At 71.8% G+C, this 17,363-nt stretch carries 20 protein-coding genes; 10 read left to right on the forward strand and 10 right to left on the reverse strand.

Translation table 11 applies throughout. The features are described 5' to 3' along the window. The first annotated feature begins 33 nt into the window (after nt 1–33). Entirely contained in the window at nt 34–801 is a 768-nt protein-coding gene (gene fabI, locus GCE65_RS06025) for an enoyl-ACP reductase FabI (protein ID WP_152818736.1), read from the forward strand. A 10-nt stretch (nt 802–811) separates the two neighbouring features. Beyond that, nucleotides 812–1,327 carry a histidine phosphatase family protein gene (locus GCE65_RS06030; RefSeq protein ID WP_153877749.1) on the forward strand — a complete coding sequence of 172 codons (516 nt, stop codon included), beginning with the start codon at nt 812–814 and terminating at the stop codon, nt 1,325–1,327. Nucleotides 1,328–1,351: 24 nt separating this feature from the next. On the opposite strand, the gene GCE65_RS06035 is transcribed toward GCE65_RS06030, so the two are convergent. The 7 genes from GCE65_RS06035 to glgC all read right to left on the reverse strand — a co-directional run bounded on the left by GCE65_RS06035 (nt 1,352) and on the right by glgC (nt 5,935). Then, entirely contained in the window at nt 1,352–2,029 is a 678-nt protein-coding gene (locus tag GCE65_RS06035) for a hypothetical protein (protein WP_153877750.1), read from the reverse strand. Then, entirely contained in the window at nt 2,026–2,421 is a 396-nt protein-coding gene (locus GCE65_RS16235; protein WP_194928842.1) for a YbaB/EbfC family nucleoid-associated protein, read from the reverse strand. Before GCE65_RS16235 ends, GCE65_RS06035 begins: the two co-directional genes overlap by 4 nt. Further along, nucleotides 2,421–3,239, reverse strand: a complete 819-nt coding sequence (locus GCE65_RS16240) for a WXG100 family type VII secretion target (protein ID WP_194928843.1) — start codon at nt 3,237–3,239, stop codon at nt 2,421–2,423. The genes GCE65_RS16235 and GCE65_RS16240 overlap by 1 nt, the downstream gene beginning before the upstream one ends. Next, nucleotides 3,236–3,589 carry a hypothetical protein gene (locus tag GCE65_RS06045; RefSeq protein ID WP_153877751.1) on the reverse strand — a complete coding sequence of 118 codons (354 nt, stop codon included), beginning with the start codon at nt 3,587–3,589 and terminating at the stop codon, nt 3,236–3,238. Before GCE65_RS06045 ends, GCE65_RS16240 begins: the two co-directional genes overlap by 4 nt. After that, nucleotides 3,586–3,882 carry a YbaB/EbfC family nucleoid-associated protein gene (locus GCE65_RS06050; protein WP_194928844.1) on the reverse strand — a complete coding sequence of 99 codons (297 nt, stop codon included), beginning with the start codon at nt 3,880–3,882 and terminating at the stop codon, nt 3,586–3,588. Before GCE65_RS06050 ends, GCE65_RS06045 begins: the two co-directional genes overlap by 4 nt. A gap of 109 nt (nt 3,883–3,991) precedes the next feature. After that, nucleotides 3,992–4,654 (reverse strand): phosphoserine phosphatase SerB, encoded by a 663-nt coding sequence (gene serB, locus GCE65_RS06055; RefSeq protein ID WP_153877753.1) that lies wholly within the window; start codon nt 4,652–4,654, stop codon nt 3,992–3,994. A 36-nt stretch (nt 4,655–4,690) separates the two neighbouring features. Then, complete coding sequence (glgC, locus tag GCE65_RS06060) at nt 4,691–5,935, reverse strand: glucose-1-phosphate adenylyltransferase (protein WP_152818747.1); 1,245 nt, start codon at nt 5,933–5,935, stop codon at nt 4,691–4,693. A gap of 151 nt (nt 5,936–6,086) precedes the next feature. On the opposite strand from glgC, the gene glgA reads away from it, so the two are divergent. Continuing rightward, complete coding sequence (glgA, locus tag GCE65_RS06065; protein WP_153877754.1) at nt 6,087–7,307, forward strand: glycogen synthase; 1,221 nt, start codon at nt 6,087–6,089, stop codon at nt 7,305–7,307. 289 nt (nt 7,308–7,596) lie between these two features. On the opposite strand, the gene GCE65_RS06070 is transcribed toward glgA, so the two are convergent. Further along, nucleotides 7,597–8,850: an IS110 family transposase gene (locus GCE65_RS06070; RefSeq protein WP_194928845.1), complete on the reverse strand. Its 1,254-nt coding sequence runs from the start codon at nt 8,848–8,850 to the stop codon at nt 7,597–7,599. 202 nt (nt 8,851–9,052) lie between these two features. After that, nucleotides 9,053–9,802 carry a hypothetical protein gene (locus GCE65_RS06075; RefSeq protein WP_152818751.1) on the reverse strand — a complete coding sequence of 250 codons (750 nt, stop codon included), beginning with the start codon at nt 9,800–9,802 and terminating at the stop codon, nt 9,053–9,055. Between the two features lie 63 nt (nt 9,803–9,865). Here GCE65_RS06075 and GCE65_RS06080 point away from each other — a divergent pair, with 63 nt between their 5' ends. From GCE65_RS06080 to GCE65_RS06095, 4 genes are all read left to right on the forward strand, one after another. Continuing rightward, a complete protein-coding gene (locus GCE65_RS06080; protein WP_152818753.1) occupies nt 9,866–10,654 on the forward strand; it encodes an ABC transporter ATP-binding protein in 789 nt (262 codons plus the stop codon). 120 nt (nt 10,655–10,774) lie between these two features. After that, nucleotides 10,775–11,242, forward strand: coding sequence for an NfeD family protein (locus GCE65_RS06085; protein WP_152818755.1), 468 nt, complete (start codon nt 10,775–10,777; stop codon nt 11,240–11,242). Between the two features lie 54 nt (nt 11,243–11,296). Then, a complete protein-coding gene (locus tag GCE65_RS06090) occupies nt 11,297–12,451 on the forward strand; it encodes an SPFH domain-containing protein (RefSeq protein ID WP_152818757.1) in 1,155 nt (384 codons plus the stop codon). 306 nt (nt 12,452–12,757) lie between these two features. After that, nucleotides 12,758–13,189, forward strand: coding sequence for a DUF4234 domain-containing protein (locus GCE65_RS06095; RefSeq protein ID WP_152818759.1), 432 nt, complete (start codon nt 12,758–12,760; stop codon nt 13,187–13,189). Nucleotides 13,190–13,284: 95 nt separating this feature from the next. Here the strand turns inward: GCE65_RS06095 and GCE65_RS06100 are convergent, their stop codons facing one another. Next, nucleotides 13,285–14,115, reverse strand: a complete 831-nt coding sequence (locus GCE65_RS06100) for an RNA methyltransferase (protein WP_228760135.1) — start codon at nt 14,113–14,115, stop codon at nt 13,285–13,287. A gap of 75 nt (nt 14,116–14,190) precedes the next feature. Between GCE65_RS06100 and GCE65_RS06105 the strand changes: the two genes are divergently transcribed. The 3 genes from GCE65_RS06105 to GCE65_RS06115 all read left to right on the forward strand — a co-directional run bounded on the left by GCE65_RS06105 (nt 14,191) and on the right by GCE65_RS06115 (nt 17,362). Then, nucleotides 14,191–15,183, forward strand: coding sequence for a zinc-binding dehydrogenase (locus GCE65_RS06105; protein WP_153877756.1), 993 nt, complete (start codon nt 14,191–14,193; stop codon nt 15,181–15,183). Between the two features lie 243 nt (nt 15,184–15,426). Further along, entirely contained in the window at nt 15,427–16,344 is a 918-nt protein-coding gene (locus GCE65_RS06110) for a formylglycine-generating enzyme family protein (protein WP_228760136.1), read from the forward strand. Between the two features lie 94 nt (nt 16,345–16,438). Beyond that, nucleotides 16,439–17,362: a 5'-3' exonuclease gene (locus GCE65_RS06115; RefSeq protein ID WP_153879181.1), complete on the forward strand. Its 924-nt coding sequence runs from the start codon at nt 16,439–16,441 to the stop codon at nt 17,360–17,362. Nucleotide 17,363 lies beyond the last annotated feature (1 nt).

Raw genomic sequence — 17,363 nt, forward strand, 5'->3', positions numbered from 1 at the left:
CTCGAACACCACTCGAATCAAGGAGAGGCAGACATGGGTCTACTCGAGGGCAAGACGCTCCTCATCACCGGGGTGCTCATGGATTCGTCCATCGGCTTCCACGCCGCCCGCCTGGCCCAGACGGAGGGGGCCCGGGTCGTGCTCACGGGATTCGGCCGCTCGCTGCGGCTGACCCAGGCGATCTCCCGGCGCCTACCCGAGGCGGCGCCCGTGGTGGAGCTCGACGTGACCAGCGCCGAAGATCTCGCCGCCCTTCCCGACCGGGTGCGGGAGCACGCCGACTCGCTCGACGGCGTCGTGCACTCGATCGGGTTCGCGCCCCAGAGCGTCATGGGCGGCAACTTCCTCGCCGGCGAATGGGCCGACGTGGCCACGGCGCTGGAGATCTCCGCCTACTCGCTCAAGTCGCTCGCCGTGGCGGCCAAGCCCCTCATGCCGGCCGGCTCCGCGCTCGTGGGGCTCACGTTCGACGCCCGCTACGCCTGGCCGGTCTACGACTGGATGGGCGTGGCCAAGGCGGCCTTCGAGGCCACGAACCGCTACCTCGCCCGCGACCTGGGGCCGGACGGCATCCGCTGCAACCTCGTCTCCGCCGGACCGATCCGCACGACCGCGGCCAAGTCCATCCCCGGATTCGCTCAGATGGAGGGCGTCTGGCCCGAGCGCGCGCCGCTGGGCTGGGACGTCGAGGATCCCGAGCCCGCCGCACGGGCCGTGGCGGCGCTGCTCTCGGACTGGTTCCCGGCCACGACCGGGGAGATCGTGCACGTCGACGGCGGCGTCCACGCGATGGGGCAATAGGAGGCCGGTCATGGCCACGCTGCTGCTCCTGCGCCACGCGAAGGCCGAGCCGGGCTCGGGCCCCGACGAACGTCGCCCCCTCAGTGGCACCGGCCGCGACCAGGCGGGCCGCGTGGCCGAGCACCTGCGCAATCGCCGGCCCGACGTCGTGCTCTGCTCGGCCGCCGTGCGCACCCAGCAGACCTGGCAGCGCCTCGCCTACGGGCTCGCCGATCACGGGATCGAGGTGGCCGGCATCGAGGTCGTGGTGCTCGAATCCCTCTACCGGGCGAGCCCGCGCGCGGTGCTCGCGGCGGTGAGCGAGTACGGCGGTGACGCCGGCGTCGTCCTCGTCGTGGGCCACGAGCCGATCATGTCGATGACCGCCGCGGCGCTCGCCGGGCCGGGCTCGCGCGAGGCCGGCACGCACGTGGTCGCCGCCGGATTATCGACGGCGTCGCTCGCCGTCATCGAGGTCGACTCGCCCTGGCACGAGGTCGACTCGGGTCACGCCCGCCTGGTCGAGGTGCTGCACACGCCCGCCTGATCGCCCCGGCGCCGGGAGCGCGCGTCAGGCTCGGTCGGGGGAGAGCGTCGCGCGCGCCAGTTGCAGGAGCCGAATCATCTCGTCCGGCGGCGTGTGCGGGAGGTCGATACTCAGGCTCGCGTGATCCACGAGCAGGACCCCGGAGGTGGCATCGAGGCCCGCGGCGAGCTCGGCGAGACGGGCCGTGTCCGACGGCAGGTCCGCCGCCGGCCAGAGCGCGGCCCGGCCGTGGCCCCAGGGGAACACCGCCGATCTGGCCGCCACGATGCGCGGGGGACCCACGGTCGCCCCACCGGAGGCCAGGCGTCCCAGCGCGAAGACTCCGGCACCGGGCAGACGGGGCCGGGTCGGGCTCGAGACGACCCAGGTGACGGTCTGGAACTCGACCGGCGATCCCAGCTTCGACGTCGTCCGCCGCCAGACCGAGATCATCGCCGGTCGGCCCTCCACCTCGCCGCCGACCGTCAGCAGCGGCTCGAGCCGCCGCACGGTCACGCGTTGGGCCACCGCCGGCGCGGGCGGTCCCGGGACGCGCTGCCAGCCGTGCGCACGGGCCCAGGACGCGAGGGTGGCCACCTCCTGCTCCGCATCGGCCTCGGCCCGCCTCCGGCTGCGGCCGAGGAGCAGCCGCAGTCCGATCAGCGCCACCGCGACGACGACGATGAGCACGCCGACGCCCCAGCCGATGGCGCCGGGGGTCACGCGTACTCGGTGTCGATCTGCGTGGGCAGTTGCGTGCGCGCCGCCGCCTTCGTCATCTCGCGAAGCTGCGGCAGCCCGGCGTACTCCTCGTCGCTGATCGCGTCGATCGCCTCCCGGTACTTGCGCAGCGCGTCGTTCTGGGCGGCGAGGAATGCTCGGGCGAGGGCCGCGGGACGGTCGAGCGCCGACTCGGTGAACTCGACGTCGTCGATGAGCCCGCCGGCGTCGAGCACGATCGTCACCTCCTGCCGAGGTGAACGCCCCTCGACGCGCAGTGCCTGCATGCGGCTCGTCGCCCGCTGCGCCGCCCGCTGGGTGGCGAGGGCCTGCGCCCGAGCCGCCTCGGTGTCGATGGCTTCGGCCTCGCCGAACGCCGATTCCGCATCGTTCATCAGTTGCCCTCCAATGCCCCGGCGCCCTGCTCGACACCGCTGCGCAGGGCCTCGACGGCGGCCTTGATCTGCGAGATCGCCTCGATGACCCGCTCGGCCACGGTCTGACCGGTTCTCGCGGCCGCCGCCAGGTCGTCGATCTTTCTGGTGACCTGCAGCGTCGTGGTGCCGATCGCCGTGATCGCCTGACCGATGACGACCGGCAGCGCCACGCCGAGGGTGGCGCCGACCTCGATCATGTAGGCGATGAGGCGCCCGACGAGGTCCGCGATGAGTTCCTTGACGATGGTGCGCACGACCGTCACGATGGCGCTCGCCACGGCGAAGCCGCCGGCGAGCCCCGACGCCCCGGCGCCCAACCCCTGGATGAGGGCGACGAGCAGCTGCACTCGCTCCGCGTAGGCATCTGCCGCGGCGCCGCTCCAGTCGGCGAGCACGGTCTGCAGGGCCGTCAGCAGCTCGTCCGCCTCCTGGAACAGCCGCTCGGAGATATTCGACCATGTCTGCGCGATCCCCTCGACGAGGGCGGGATTGCCCGCGACCGAATCGAGCAGCTGCGGCAACGGCGGCATGTAGTCCATGAGCATCGCCGCCGCCGAGGACAACAGCGTGCCGAACGGGTCGACCATCCACTCCGCCACGCCGACACCGGCGAGGGCCAGGTAGGCCAGGCCTTCCGCCCAGTCGCCCGCGCCGAACTCCTGGCCGGCCGAAAAGGCGTCGCCCACCATCGGGACGTTCCCGAGGGCCAGGTCCAGGTCGGTCCAGTTCGAGAAGTGGGTGAAGTCATCGGACTCGATTGCGACGAGATCGTTCACTCGACACCTCCACCGGAGTACGCACCGCGGGAATCGACCTGCATGAGGAGCTTCTGCATCGTCGCGGTCATGTCGTTGTCGCTTCGCTGAGTGTCGTCCCGGCAGGCGCCCACGTCCGTGCTCAGCCCGTCGACCGCGTACCGGACCGCCGTGACGCCGGCCAGCATCCCGCCCTGGGCGGCGGCCGCGACCGGGAGGAAGAACGGCGAGCAGAGCAATCCGAACGCCAGGTTCGACGTGATCACACAGGTTTGGGTGGCACCGCGGATCTCGTCGAAGGACGACGTTCTCGCGTCGAGGGTTCCGCAGTGCCCGGTCAGTGCCGCGTAGTCGACCTCCACCCCGATCATCGTCCGGCTCCCGACAGGAGCGCGTCGTAAGCGCGGGCGACCGTGTCGTCGTGCAGCGCGGTGAGCGCGTCCCCGCCGGCCGTGGTGGACGTACCGGTGGGCCGCAGCGCCTCGCGCGCCGACCGGATCGCCCCGAGCGTCAGGTCGCGCAATTGGGCCCCCGTCACCTCGGTCAGGTCGTCGTCGAACCGGATGTCCGTGACGAAGCCGCGGCCGTCGACCGTGACCTCGACCTCCTCGTCGGGGCTCGCCCCGTGCGACTGCGTCGGAAGCGACTCCTGCTGCAGTGCCACGGCGGCATTGAAGCGCTCTTGTACGAACGCGCGAATCTCATCGAAAGTCGAGGGTGACGGCATGATCGAAAAGCTATCGGGGTCGGTCCGGCCGGTGCAATGGGGTGAACTACCCGTCTCCCGGCAGCGGGGCGAGCGTGCCCGCCAGGTGGGTGAGCACGTCGTCCAGACGCGGGCCGGGGAGCACGAGGTCGGCCGCCGCCACGAGCACGGGCTTGGCGGCGAAGGCGACCCCGAGCCCGGCGGCGCGCACCATGTCGAGGTCGTTGGCGCCGTCCCCGATCGCGATCGTGTGGGCCAGGTCGATGCCCTCGGCCGCGGCGAACTCGCGCAGATGCCGCTCCTTGGCGGCCTGGTCGACGATCGGGCCGGTCACCTCCCCGGTGAGCACGCCGCCCGAGACCACGAGCGTGTTGGCGCGCACGTAGGCGATCGGCAGGTCCGCGACGAACTCGTCGATGATGTTGTGGAATCCGCCGGAGACGAGCGCGACCGGCCAGCCGGCGCCGGCGCACCGGCGCACGACCTCGAGGGCCCCCGGGGTGAACTCGAGCTCGGAGCGCACGGCCGCGATCGCGCCCTCCTCCAGGCCCGCCAGCGCCGCCACGCGGGCGCGGAGCGAGGCCGTGAAGTCGAGTTCGCCGGCCATGGCGCGCTCGGTGACGGCCGCGACCTCGGCCTCCCGGCCGGCGCGGCGGGCGAGCAGGTCGATCTGTTCGGAGGTGATGAACGTGGAGTCCACGTCCATGACGAGGAGATGGCGAGCAGTCATGCCTGTGATCGTAGAGGGCGGGCGCGCGCCGGCGACTCAGCGCTTCGCGATCCGGGCACCCTTCGGCACGACGGTCACGCCCTCGGCGGTCGTGGTGAACCCGCGCTCGGCGTCCAGTTCCGCGTCGATGCCCACGCTCGCGCCCTCCTCGACCGTGACGTTCTTGTCGAGGATCGCGTTCTGGACCTGGGCGTGCCGGGCCACCTTGACGCCGTCGAGGAGCACGGAGCCCCCCACGGTCGCCCACGAGTTGATGCGCACGCCGGGGGACAGGACCGACCCGGCGACCTCCCCGCCGGAGACGACGACCCCGGGGGAGATGATCGAGTCGGTCGCCCGCCCCACCCGGTCGCCGGTCGCGTGCACGAACTTCGCCGGCGGGAGGCCGACGTAGCCGGTGTACAGCGGCCAGTCGTCGTTGTAGAGGTTGAACACGGGCTCGACCGCGATGAGGTCCATGTTCGCCTCGTAGTACGAGTCGAGGGTTCCCACGTCGCGCCAGTAGTCCTGGTCGCGGGGCTTGGACCCGGGCACCTCGTTGCGGATGAAGTCGTACAGGCCGGCCTCGCCGCGCTCGACGAAATAGGGCACGATGTCACCGCCCATGTCGTGGCGGGAGTCCGGGTTCGCGGCGTCCTTCGTGACGGAGTCGAAGAGGGCGTCGGCGTTGAACACGTAGTTGCCCATCGAGGCGAGCACCTCGCCGGGGGAGTCGGCCAGGCCCGTGGGCTCGGTCGGCTTCTCCAGGAACGCCGCGATCCGGGCGGGATCGTCGGCGTCGGCGTCGACCACGCCGAACTGGTCGGCGAGCGCGATCGGCTGGCGGATCCCGGCGACCGTCAGCTCCGCACCCGAGTCGATGTGATCGGCGACCATCTGCGAGAAGTCCATGCGGTACACGTGGTCGGCGCCGACGACCACCACGATGTCCGGGCGCTCGTCGTCGAGCAGGTTGAGGGACTGGTAGATCGCGTCCGCGCTGCCGAGGAACCAGTTCTTGCCCACCCGCTGCTGGGCCGGCACGGGGGCGACGTAGTTGCCCAGCAGGGAGGACATCCGCCAGGTCTTCGCGATGTGCCGGTCGAGCGAATGCGACTTGTACTGCGTGAGCACGACGACGCGGAGGTAGCCGGAATTGACGACATTCGACAGGGCGAAGTCGATGAGGCGGTAGATGCCGCCGAACGGTACGGCGGGCTTGGCTCGTTCCGTGGTGAGGGGCATGAGGCGTTTGCCCTCGCCGCCGGCGAGCACGATTGCGAGAACTCGGGGTGCGACCATGCCTCGACCCTAAGGCTTTTCCCGCCCGGATGCGGGCGATTCCCGCGCCGACGGCCGATTCCCGATCGCGTGCCCAGCATTCGGACGCGGCGGGCGGTGGGACGGGACGAATCGAGCCCCTCGCCGTGGCAGTCATGGCACCATGAGGGGCATGCGCGTCGAACTGCTCACCCGGGAGTATCCGCCCCATATCTATGGCGGCGCCGGCGTCCACGTGTCCGAACTGGCGCGGGAGTTGCGCGCCCTGATCGACGTGGGGGTGCGGTGCTTCGACGGCCCCCGCGACGTCGCCGACATCGACGGGGCCCGCGACGTGTACGGCTACGACGTGCCGGACGGGCTCACCGGTGCCAATCCGGCGCTGGCGACCCTCGGCGTGGACGTGCAGATGGCCGCCGACGTCGACGCCGACCTCGTGCACTCCCACACGTGGTACGCGAACCTCGCGGGCCACCTCGGCGGCCTCATCAACGACATCCCGCACCTGCTCAGCGCCCACAGCCTCGAACCGCTGCGGCCGTGGAAGGCCGAGCAGCTCGCCGGGGGTTACGCCGTCTCCTCGTGGGCCGAGCGCACCGCCTACGAGGGCGCGGCCCGCGTCATCGCCGTGAGCGACGGCATGCGCGAGGACATCCTGCGCGCCTACCCCCAGATCGACCCGGCGAAGGTGGTCGTCATCCACAACGGGGTCGACCTCGACCTGTGGCGGCGCCCCACAGACGGGGAGATCGACGCCATCGCGGCCCGGCACGGCGTGGACCGATCCCGCCCGACCGTCAGCTTCGTCGGCCGGATCACCCACCAGAAGGGCGTGCCCTACCTGCTGCGGGCGATCGCCCAACTGCCGGCGGAGGCGCAGGTCATCCTGTGCGCCGGCGCCCCCGACACCCCCGAGCTGGCCGCCGAGATCAGGGCCGCCGTGGAGGAGCTGCAGCGCGAGCGCACCGGGGTCGTCTGGATCTCCGAGATGCTGCCGCGGGCCGAACTGCTCGGCCTGCTCGGCGCCTCGACCGTGTTCGCCTGCCCCTCGATCTACGAGCCGCTCGGCATCGTCAACCTCGAGGCGATGGCCGTGGGCGTGCCGGTGGTCGCCTCGGCCACCGGCGGCATCCCCGAGGTCGTGGCCGACGGACAGACCGGCACGCTCGTCTCCCTCGGCGACGTCGACCCGGTCACCGGCGCGCCGCTCGACGCGGAGGCGTTCGTGTCCGACTTCGCCCGCGAATTGACGACGCTGCTCACCGACCGCGACCGGGCGGCGGCCCTGGGGCGCGCGAGCCGCGACCGGGTCGAGGAACACTTCACCTGGACCCGGATCGCCCGGGAGACCGTGGCCGTCTACGAGGACGTGCTCGGCTCCTGGCGCCCCTGAGCAGCCTATGAGGTTTGGTGTCAAGGGCCCCGTTTGTGGGGTTGGGCGTGGTGGTCTGGCGCGGCGACCCTGTCATGGGTTGCCGTGCGTGGGTTTGCTTGTGTTGCAGGTGAATTCGTTGACGTCGGCGGGGTCCGTTGACCGCCTTTCTGCTCCACCTAGCATTCAACCGGGGTGTTGCCCCAACAGCCTTCATCCGAGCTGGTGAAAGGCGGGCGGGACTGCTTATGCTCAGTTGCGGGTTCTACCCGAGGTCACGCGAGCTCGTCCCGTCCACGTCGACGTCATCTCATGCGGCAGGGGCGTCCACCTCGCTTCGGGACCGGTGCTGGCCGGAGGCGATCTCGGCGTCCCAGGGGGTGCGGGTGGTGACCACCACGAAGAGTTGACGCAGGAGACTGCCGGCGACCGCGACACGGGCCTGGGCGTCGGTGAGCCGGTTGTGTTCACGGCTGGTCAGGTGGGCGTGGCGCGCGGCGAGGACCTCGTTGTGGGGCAGTGCGCCCCACACGGCGCGCCACGACGCGACGCGCAGCAGCGGGCGTCCGCGGCCGCTGATCGTGGTCTTGCCGGCGTAGGTACCCGAGGCGTTCTCTCGCGGGCACAGGCCGGCGTGCTTGACCAGCGCGCGGGCGGAGTCGAACCGGGTCAGGTCACCGGTCTCGGCGAGGATCGCGGCCGCGCCGACGGCGGACAGGCCGTCGATGGTGGTGACCAGGTCAGTCAGCTCCAGCTCGTCGAGGACCTGCACCATCAGCGTCTCGACCTGATCGCGACTGTTCTGGGCGTGCAGGAGATCGGCCAGGGCGAAGCGGGCCCGTTCCAGCCCACCGAGCCGCTGTGCGGGCACCCCGCGAGGGTCGGCGGCGGCCTCGTACAGCGCGTCCAGGATCCGGTGGCAGACTCGCTGACCACCCCAGCGGGGCAGCTCCTTGGCGACGGCGCGGGCAAGCCGGGCGCGCCCGAGCCGGTGGATGCGGTCGGGGTCGCAGCGGGCCACGCTCATCGCGGCACGCCAGGTCATCGAGTCCAGTGGCTTGCCGGCCGCGTCCAACGCGGCCGGCCACGCGCACTCCAGCAAGTCACGTAGCTGCTGGCGGGCGGCGCCGAGCCGGGTGACCTTCTCCACCCGCCGAGCACCCAGGTGCCGCAGTCGCGCCCACGTCGCATCGGCCTGCTCGGGGAAGTAGACGTGCAGCTGGGTCGCCAACCGCGCAATCAGCTGCGCGTCCTTGTCATCGGACTTGTCCCGGGTGAAGTCCTCGGCCTCACGCGCGCGGGCGACCAGCAGCGGTTGCACACACACCAATTCGATCCCGGCAGCCGCCGCGAGCCGGTCCACGACCTTCCACCGGTGCCCGGTCGGTTCACAGGCCAACGTCACTCCGGCGAACCCCGCCGCCAGCGCCTGCTGCTGGCCCCACGCGATCGCCTCGGCCAGGTGCCACGGGCGACACTTCACGGTCCTGCGGGCCAGGATCTGACTGTCGTGATCGGTCAGCGCGAAGACCTGCTTGTCATCGGCCAGATCCAGCGCGAGCACCGCGTGCTCACGAGGAAGAACCTGCCGCAGTCGCCCCAGCCGAGCGTTCCTGCGATTGTCACCTCGGGAAAGACCTCTACCGTTGGACATCGAACATCCTCCTGTCTGTGGTTGGGACACCAAGCCCCCATGACCACAGCAGGGGGATGTTCCCGTCAACCACTCAAGGCCTTACTAGGTCCGGCCGGCGCGTGCGCGGGACTCAGGACTCGCGCGGGCCGAACGTGCTCGCGGCGACCATCGCGGTGCGGGCGGCGGTCACGACGTGCCGCAGCGCCGCGCCCCGCTGATCGGCCTGCCACACGTTCACGGCGGCGCCGTCGTCGGCCAGGGCCAGGTCGGCGATCGCCTCGAGCCGGGCGGCCCGGCCGAGCAGCTCCCGGCGGCGCCGATCCAGCTGCCCGGGCAGGACCGCCTCGATCGAGGCCGGCACCTCGTTCGTGGCGAGCGCCGCGATGTCCTCGGCGGCCTCGGGGCGCCAGCGGGCCACGTCGACCGACTCGAGCGCGTCGACGGCGACGACGAGCGCCTCGGCGACCATGCGTCGTCCATCCGCGGGGGTGGCGAGCGGGGGATTGCTCGGCTGCTCGAACACCTCCCAGGTGACGATCGCCCCGGGCTCGAGCGCCGACCCGAACGCGAGCACCTCGGGCACGGCCACGAGCGCGGCCGGGCACACGAGGCACTCCCCGGCGTCCACGGCCGCGATCCCAGCCGGGCCGCCGATCCCCGCCGGGTCGTGCGGCACGGGCAGCGGGGCGAGCACGGGCGAGCGCACGTGCGCGGCCGCGAACCGGGAGAGCAGGGCCGCGAGCGGTTCGGAGCCGGTCGTGCGGTGCGGCTCGTCGTCGCCGCTGATCGCCTCGACGGCGGGGGCGAGCCAGTCTCCGCGGGGGTCGCTGTGGGCGATCCACGTGGCGGCCACGACACTGCGGGGCAGGGACAGATGCACGGATCAACGGTACCGGAGCATGGCGCGGCGAGAACGGCCGGGTCGTCCATTAGGGTTTGGCCCATGGGCGATGTACTGCAGTTCGACGATGTGACCGTGCGCCGCGGCGCGAAGAACATCCTGGACCACGTGGACTGGTCCGTCTCGGCGGGGGAGCGATGGGTGGTGCTCGGCCCGAACGGGGCGGGGAAGACCACGCTGATGGAGCTGGCCTCCACGCACCTGCACCCCACGAGCGGTGCCGTCGAGATCCTCGAGGAACGGCTCGGCCGGGTCGACGTGTTCGAGCTGCGGCCCCGGATCGGGCTCGCGAGCGCCGCGCTCGCCGGCCGCTTCCCCGGCGGCGAGCGGGTGATCGACATCGTGCTCACCGCCTCCTACGGCGTGACCGGCCGGTGGCGCGAGAGCTACGAGGAGCTGGACCTCGCGCGCGCCCGGGACCTGCTCGCGGCCTTCGGCGTCGGCGCGCTCGCGGACCGCTACTACGGCACCCTCTCGGAGGGGGAACGCAAGCGCGTCCAGCTCGCCCGCGCCCTCATGACCGACCCCGAACTCCTCATCCTCGACGAGCCCGGCGCCGGACTCGACCTCGGTGGCCGGGAGGACCTCGTGGCCGCGCTGACCGAGCTCGCCGGCGACCCGAACTCCCCCGTGCTCGTGCTCATCACCCACCACGTGGAGGAGATCCCGCCGGGATTCACCCACGCGCTCCTACTGCGGGAGGGCGGCGCGGTCGCGTCCGGGCCACTCGCCGAGGTGCTCACGCCCCAGAACCTCTCGACCACCTTCGGCCTCGAGCTCATGGTCACCCGCTCGCAGGGCCGCTACGCCGCGCGGGCCCTGCACTCGTGAGCGGGTCGAGCGCGGCCGGGGATTGCGTGAGATCCTTGCGCTGTGGGCGTCATGTGTGGCGCGCCCGCTGTGTGTGCCGTGCCCGCTGTGGGCGCCGGATGTTGTCGGAAGGACACTGAGATGGGCTGGCTCTGGTGGGTGGGTCTCGCGCTCGTGCTTGGCGTCATCGAGATGCTCACCGTGGACCTGCTGTTCCTCATGCTCGCCGGGGGAGCGCTCGCCGGCGCGCTCTCCGGGGCGCTCGGCGCCCCGATCTACGCCCAGGTGATCATCGCGCTCGTGGTCGCGGGGCTGCTGCTGTTCATCGTGCGTCCCATCGCCCAGCGCAGGCTCGCCTCCCACACCCCCGACTCGGCCACCGGCACGATGGCCCACGTGGGACGGATCGCCACGGTCGTGGCCGACGTGAGCGACCACTCGGGGCGCGTCAAGCTGGAGGGCGAGGTGTGGACCGCGCGCACCGAACAGCCCGGGGTGCTCCCGGTCGGCACGACCGTCGAGGTGGTGCGCATCGACGGCGCCACCGCCGTCGTGATCGCGCGGCAGAGCGCCGACCCGCAGAACCCGTACGGGGCCTACGGCGCCTGACCGGGCGCCGTCCACAGGCTCATCACCCGCGCGAACAACCCGGAGGGGACCCCCATGGACGATCCGTTCAAAGTTTTCCTGCTCATCCTGCTCATCGCGGCGGCGCTGTTCATCATCGTCGCGCTCAAGAAGTCGATCCGGATCGTGCCGCAGGCCGTGGCGCTCATCATCGAGCGGCTCGGTCGCTATCAGACGACCTACTACGCCGGCCTGCACTTCCTCGTGCCGTTCGTGGACAAGGTGCGCGCGGGCGTGGACCTGCGCGAGCAGGTGGTCACGTTCGACCCGCAGCCGGTCATCACCTCGGACAACCTCGTGGTCTCGATCGACACGGTCATCTACTTCACCGTGACGAACCCGAAGGACGCGACCTACGAGATCGCCAACTACATCATGGGCATCGAGCAGCTGACCGTGACCACGCTGCGCAACGTCATCGGCTCGATGGACCTCGAGCAGACCCTCACCTCGCGCGATCAGATCAACGGGCAGCTGCGCGGCGTGCTCGACGAGGCGACCGGCCGCTGGGGCATCCGCGTCAACCGGGTCGAGCTCAAGGCGATCGACCCGCCCGCCTCCGTGCAGGGCTCGATGGAGCAGCAGATGCGCGCCGAGCGGGACCGGCGCGCCGCGATCCTCACGGCGGAGGGGGTCAAGCAGTCCGCGATCCTCACGGCGGAGGGCGAGAAGCAGTCGGCGATCCTGCGGGCCGAGGGGCAGGCGCAGTCGGCGATCCTGCGGGCACAAGGTGAGTCCCGGGCGATCCTGCAGGTGTTCGACGCCATCCACACCGGCGACGCCGATCCGAAGCTGCTCGCCTACCAGTACCTGCAGATGCTGCCCCAGATCGCGAACGGCACCGCCTCGAAGCTGTGGGTCGTTCCCACGGAGTTCACCGCCGCGCTCGGCTCGATCGCCGGCGCCTTCGGCGGCCAGACCCCGCCGGCCGGATTCGAGCCCTCCGAGGCGCGCGGGAAGCCGACGGAGGGCTTCGGGGTGGACCTGCCGGAGCCGTCGCTGCAGGATCCGGCCGAGGCGCTCGCCGAGGCCCGCGGCCAGGTGAACGAGGCCTCCGCCGAGGCGACCTCGGCCGGCATCACCTCGGGCAGGCGGTTCGAGAAGGCGGCCGAGGCGGGCCAGCTGCCCGCGGACCAGCCGCCGGCGCCGTCCTCGACCCAGCAGTTCCCCTCCACCCCGGCCTCGCAGTAGCCGAGAGGACGTGGGAACCCGGCGCACCCGGGTCCTCTCGACCCTGCTGGAGAGGGACGAGAGGACCCGGGTCGGGGCCATGGGGCAGCTGGGTATGCGGGACTCTCCTGGAGCGTGTTGAGAATACCCAGGTCGCCGGCTCGCGCGGGTGGTGCTCGAGAACGACAATTCGGGCTCTTCTGAAACCGCAAGCCATGATGAGGGATCACATCGCCTGACCCGACCTGCTATGGTCCGATCCATCATCGGACGTCGTCGTCGACGTCACTCATTGTGAGATTCTTACCCACACAGGAGCAGCCGACCATGTCCCAATATCCTGCTGTCGTCGCCCCGCCCCGTGGCAACTTCGATACCAATCGCTCGCTCGTGAAATTTATTCTCCTCGGCCTACTGACGTTGGGAATCTATGCGCTCTGGGTGACTGCGCGCGCGGGCGAGGATCTGAACTCGGTGGCTGGGCGATGGGACAACAAGCGCTCGATGAACTACTGGCTGCTCGCCCTTCTTGTCGGTCCGATCACGCTCGGGATCGCGCAGATGGTGTGGTGGCACAAGACGTCGGGTCGAATCAGAAACGAACTCCGACGCCGGGGGCTCCAGCCCACTGTGACGCCCGCGGACTTCTGGCTCTGGGGGACGCTGGGCATCCTGATCGTCATCGGCCCATATGTTTTTATGCACAGGTGGCTCAAGGCCATGAACCAGTTGTGTGCCGACTATAATTTTCGAGGCTGACGCAACGTCTGATCGAAACGATGGGCCATTCGCCGGCATGGAGTGATGCGGATGCCGTTGTCGAAGGCCGGGGCCACCCGCGTCCCGGAGGCGGCCTATCGCGTGGCCCAGAACGCCACCGCGGCGGCCGCCGCCACGTTGAGGGAGTCGACCCCGTGGCTCATCGGGATCCGTACGGCGAGGTCGGCGGCCGCGATCGTGGCCTCGGACAGGCCAGGGCCCTCGGTTCCGAGGATGAGGGCGAGCCGTTCGGGCGGATCGGCGGCGAGCTCGTCGAGGGTGAGGGCATCCTCGCGCAGCGCCAGGGCCGCGGTGGTGAAGCCGGCGGCACGCAGCTGCCCGAGGCCGCCGGGCCACGGATCGATCCTCGTCCACGGCACCTGGAACACCGTGCCCATCGAGACCCGGATGCTGCGCCGGTACAGCGGATCGGCGCACGTGGGGGTCACGAGCACGGCATCGACCGCCAGGCCCGCGGCGCTGCGGAGCGCGGCGCCCACGTTCGCGTGGTCGGTGATCCCCTCGAGCACGGCCACGCGGCGCGCCCCGCGGAGCACGTCGGCCACGGCGGGCAGCTCGGGCCGGTGCATCGCCGCGATCGCGCTGCGGTGCAGGTGGAAGCCCGTGATCTTCTCGAGCACCTCCTCCGGCGCCACGTACACCGGCACGTGCCCGTACTGGCCCGCGCCGGTGCGCCGCAACAGCGGGTCCAGGTCGGGCAGCCAGCGCGGGGCGGTGAGGAACGAGATCGGCTCATGCCCGGCCTCGACCGCGCGGGCGATCACGTTCGTGGACTCGGCCAGGTAGAGGCCGCGCTCCGGTTCGAGGCGGCGCCGCAGGGCCACATCGGTCAGCCGGGTGTACTCGGGCAGCGGGAGCGCGGCATGGGCGGGAACGGACGGGTCGCTCAGATCGACGATCGGCACGGGAGCACACGATAGCCCCTGGCGGGCGGGCGTAACCTCGAGGAGGAGTCCGGACCGACGGGAGGGAGCGAGCCGATGCCCGCGACGATCGAGGTGACGGCGGCCTATGTGAGCGAACTCGGGCCGGTCGAGAACATCCGCCACGGCCCGCTCGAGGTCGCGGCCCCCGGCGGGAACGACGTGCTCGTCGACGTCGAGGCCGTCGCGCTCGACCCGGTCGACACCCTCGTGCGCTCCGGCCGCTACCCCACGGCCGTGCCGCTGCCGCTCGTGCTCGGCCGGGATCTCGTGGGCCGCGTCGCGTCCGCCCCGGCGCACACCCCCTTCCGGGCGGGCCAGTGGGTGTGGGCGAACAGCATCGGCCACGACGGCCTCCAGGGGGCCTTCGCCGACCGGGCCGTGGTTCCCGCCGAGCGGTGCTATCCGCTTGCGGACGGCACCGACCCGGCCCGGGCGGTCGCGCTCGCCCATCCGGGGAGCACCGCCGCGCTCGGCTGGTTCTCCCACGGCGGGCTGCGCGCCGGGCAGACCGTACTCGTGGGCGGGGGCGGCGGGAACGTCGGCACGGCCGCGGTGGTGCTCGCCGCCGGGGCGGGGGCGCGGATCGTCGCTACCGCCTCCCCGCGGGATGCCGGCCGGGTACTCGCGGCCGGTGCCGACGTGGTGCTCGACCACCATGAGCCCGACCTGGGGGCCCGGATCGCCGGGGTGGTGCCGAGCGGGGTCGACATCGCCTGGGACACCTCGGGCCGGATGGACTATGGAACCCTCGCGGACGTGACCGCCCCCGGGGGCCGCATCCTCGTCTCGGCGGCCGGGCCGGAGCCCGCGCCCGTGCCGTGGGCCCGGATCTACACCCGGGACATCGACGTGGTCGGGTTCGTGCACTCCCGCGCCCGGGTGGATCAGCTCGCCCGCGCCGCCGCCCGGCTCAATGCGGGTCTGACCGCCGGAACGCTGACGGCCGACGTCACCGAGGTGCTGCCGCTGTCCGAGGTCGCCGATGCCCACCGGCGCATGGAGGCGGGGCAGGTGCGCGGGCGGATCGTGCTCCGGCCGGGGCAATAGGCCTCATTCGATGTACTCGAACCGACAGCGTGGCCCGTGCGCGGTCGTCATCCGATGATCCCCGGTGATGAGCGGAGCTCCGGGCAGTCGGGCCCGGCGTGGCACCATGGCGGGATGAATCACGATGCGCCGGCGGCGTGCTGCGCCCCGGGCCGACCAGGCGACCGGCCCGGTGGCCCCGGCGGCACTGTCGGACCCGGCGGCTCTGTCGGCACTGTCGCCTCTGTCGGCCCAGTCGAGACGGTGACGCCGGTACGAGGGGCGGGCGGCGTCGTCCATGCGCGGGAGCGGCGCCCGGCGGGCGTCCCCGATCCGGTGCACCTGCCCGGTGGCACGTTCCGCATGGGCGGGAACGATCTCGACGCGAACCCCCTCGACGGGGAGGGGCCGATCCGCGAGGCCACGTTGAGCCCGTTCGCGATCGGGGCGACCACCGTGACGAACAGCGAATTCGCCGCCTTCGTCGAACAGACCGGGTATGTGACGGAGGCCGAGGATCTCGGCTGGTCGTTCACCTTTGTCGCCTTCCTGCCCGGCCACCTGCGCCGGCGGGAGATGCGGGTCGCGCAGGCGCCGTGGTGGTCGGCGGTGCCCCGCGCCGCCTGGAACCGCCCCGAGGGCCCCGACTCGGACGTGTCCGACCGCGGCGACCATCCGGTGGTGCACGTCTCCTGGCGCGACGCCGAGACCTACGCGGCCTGGGCCGGCGGACGCCTCCCGAGCGAGGCCGAATGGGAGTACGCAGCCCGGGGCGGGCTCGTGGGCGCCCGGTACCCGTGGGGAGACGACCTCACCCCGGGCGGCGAGCACCGGTGCAATATCTGGCAGGGCACCTTCCCCACGAAGAACACCGCCGCGGACGGCTACCGCGGCACGGCGCCTGCGCGCAGCTTTCCGCCGAACGGATACGGCCTGTACAACGTGGCCGGGAACGTGTGGGAGATGTGCGCCGACCGGTGGCGCGTGCGCCACCCGGCCGGCCCGGTGACCGATCCGCTCGTCGCCTCGGACGGGGGAGACGGCATGCTGCGGGTCATGCGCGGCGGCTCCTACCTGTGCCACGACTCCTACTGCAACCGCTACCGGGTGGCGGCGCGCACGCAGAACAGTGCCGATTCGGCCTCCGGGAACCAGGGGTTCCGGATCGCCTTCGACGCTTGAGGGGCTCGGAAAGACGTCAGGTGTCCCGCGGCGATCATCGGGTCGGCCGACGGGCTCGGCGCAACGTCTGCCAGACTCTTCTCGCATGAGGATCATGCTGCTCGACACCGCATCGCTCTACTTCCGAGCCTTCTTCGGGATGCCCGATTCGCTGCGTGCGCCCGACGGCACACCGGTCAACGCGGTGCGCGGGCTGCTCGACTTCATCGCGCGGCTCGTGTCCGACTACGCCCCGAGCCACCTCGTGTGCTGCTGGGACAACGACTGGCGCCCGACCTGGCGGGTCGAACTCCTGCCCAGCTACAAGGAGCACCGGCTCGCGCGCACGGCCGGCGGCGATGGCGTCGACGCCGAGGAGGTGCCCGATGCCCTCGCGGTTCAGGTGCCGGTGATCGCCGAGGTGCTCGCGGCGATGGGCATCGCCGTCCGTGGGGTCGACGGATACGAGGCGGACGACGTGATCGGCACGCTCGCGACGACGGCCGGAATGCCCGCCGACGTGGTCACCGGCGACCGGGACCTCTTCCAACTCGTGGACGACGAGCGCGAGATCCGGGTGCTCTACACGGCCCGCGGCGTGGGCAGGCACGAACAGGTCACGGGCGAGGTCGTGCGGGCGAAGTACGGGGTGCGCGCCGATCAGTACGCGGACTTCGCGACCCTGCGCGGGGACGCCTCCGACGGGCTCCCGGGCGTCAAGGGCGTGGGGGACAAGACGGCGGCCCGGCTCCTGGCCGAGTTCGGCACCCTCGCCGGGATCCGGGCGGCCGCCGCCGACCCGTCGACGGCGCTCGCGGCCGGCGTGCGCGCCAACCTGCTCGCCGCGGCGGGCTACCTCGACGTGGCCCCACGGGTGGTCGAGGTGACCCGGACCCTGCCGATCCCGGCGGACTGGGGCGAGCTGCGTCGTCCGCACGCCTTCGACGACGAGGCCGCCGTGACCCGCCTCGCCGACACCTGGGGCCTGGGCGGCTCGGTCGCGCGGGTGCGGGCGGCCCTGGCGGCCGACCATGATTGAG

The organism is Pseudactinotalea sp. HY158 (assembly GCF_009660225.1).
In the GTDB taxonomy this organism is placed as follows: domain Bacteria; phylum Actinomycetota; class Actinomycetes; order Actinomycetales; family Beutenbergiaceae; genus HY158.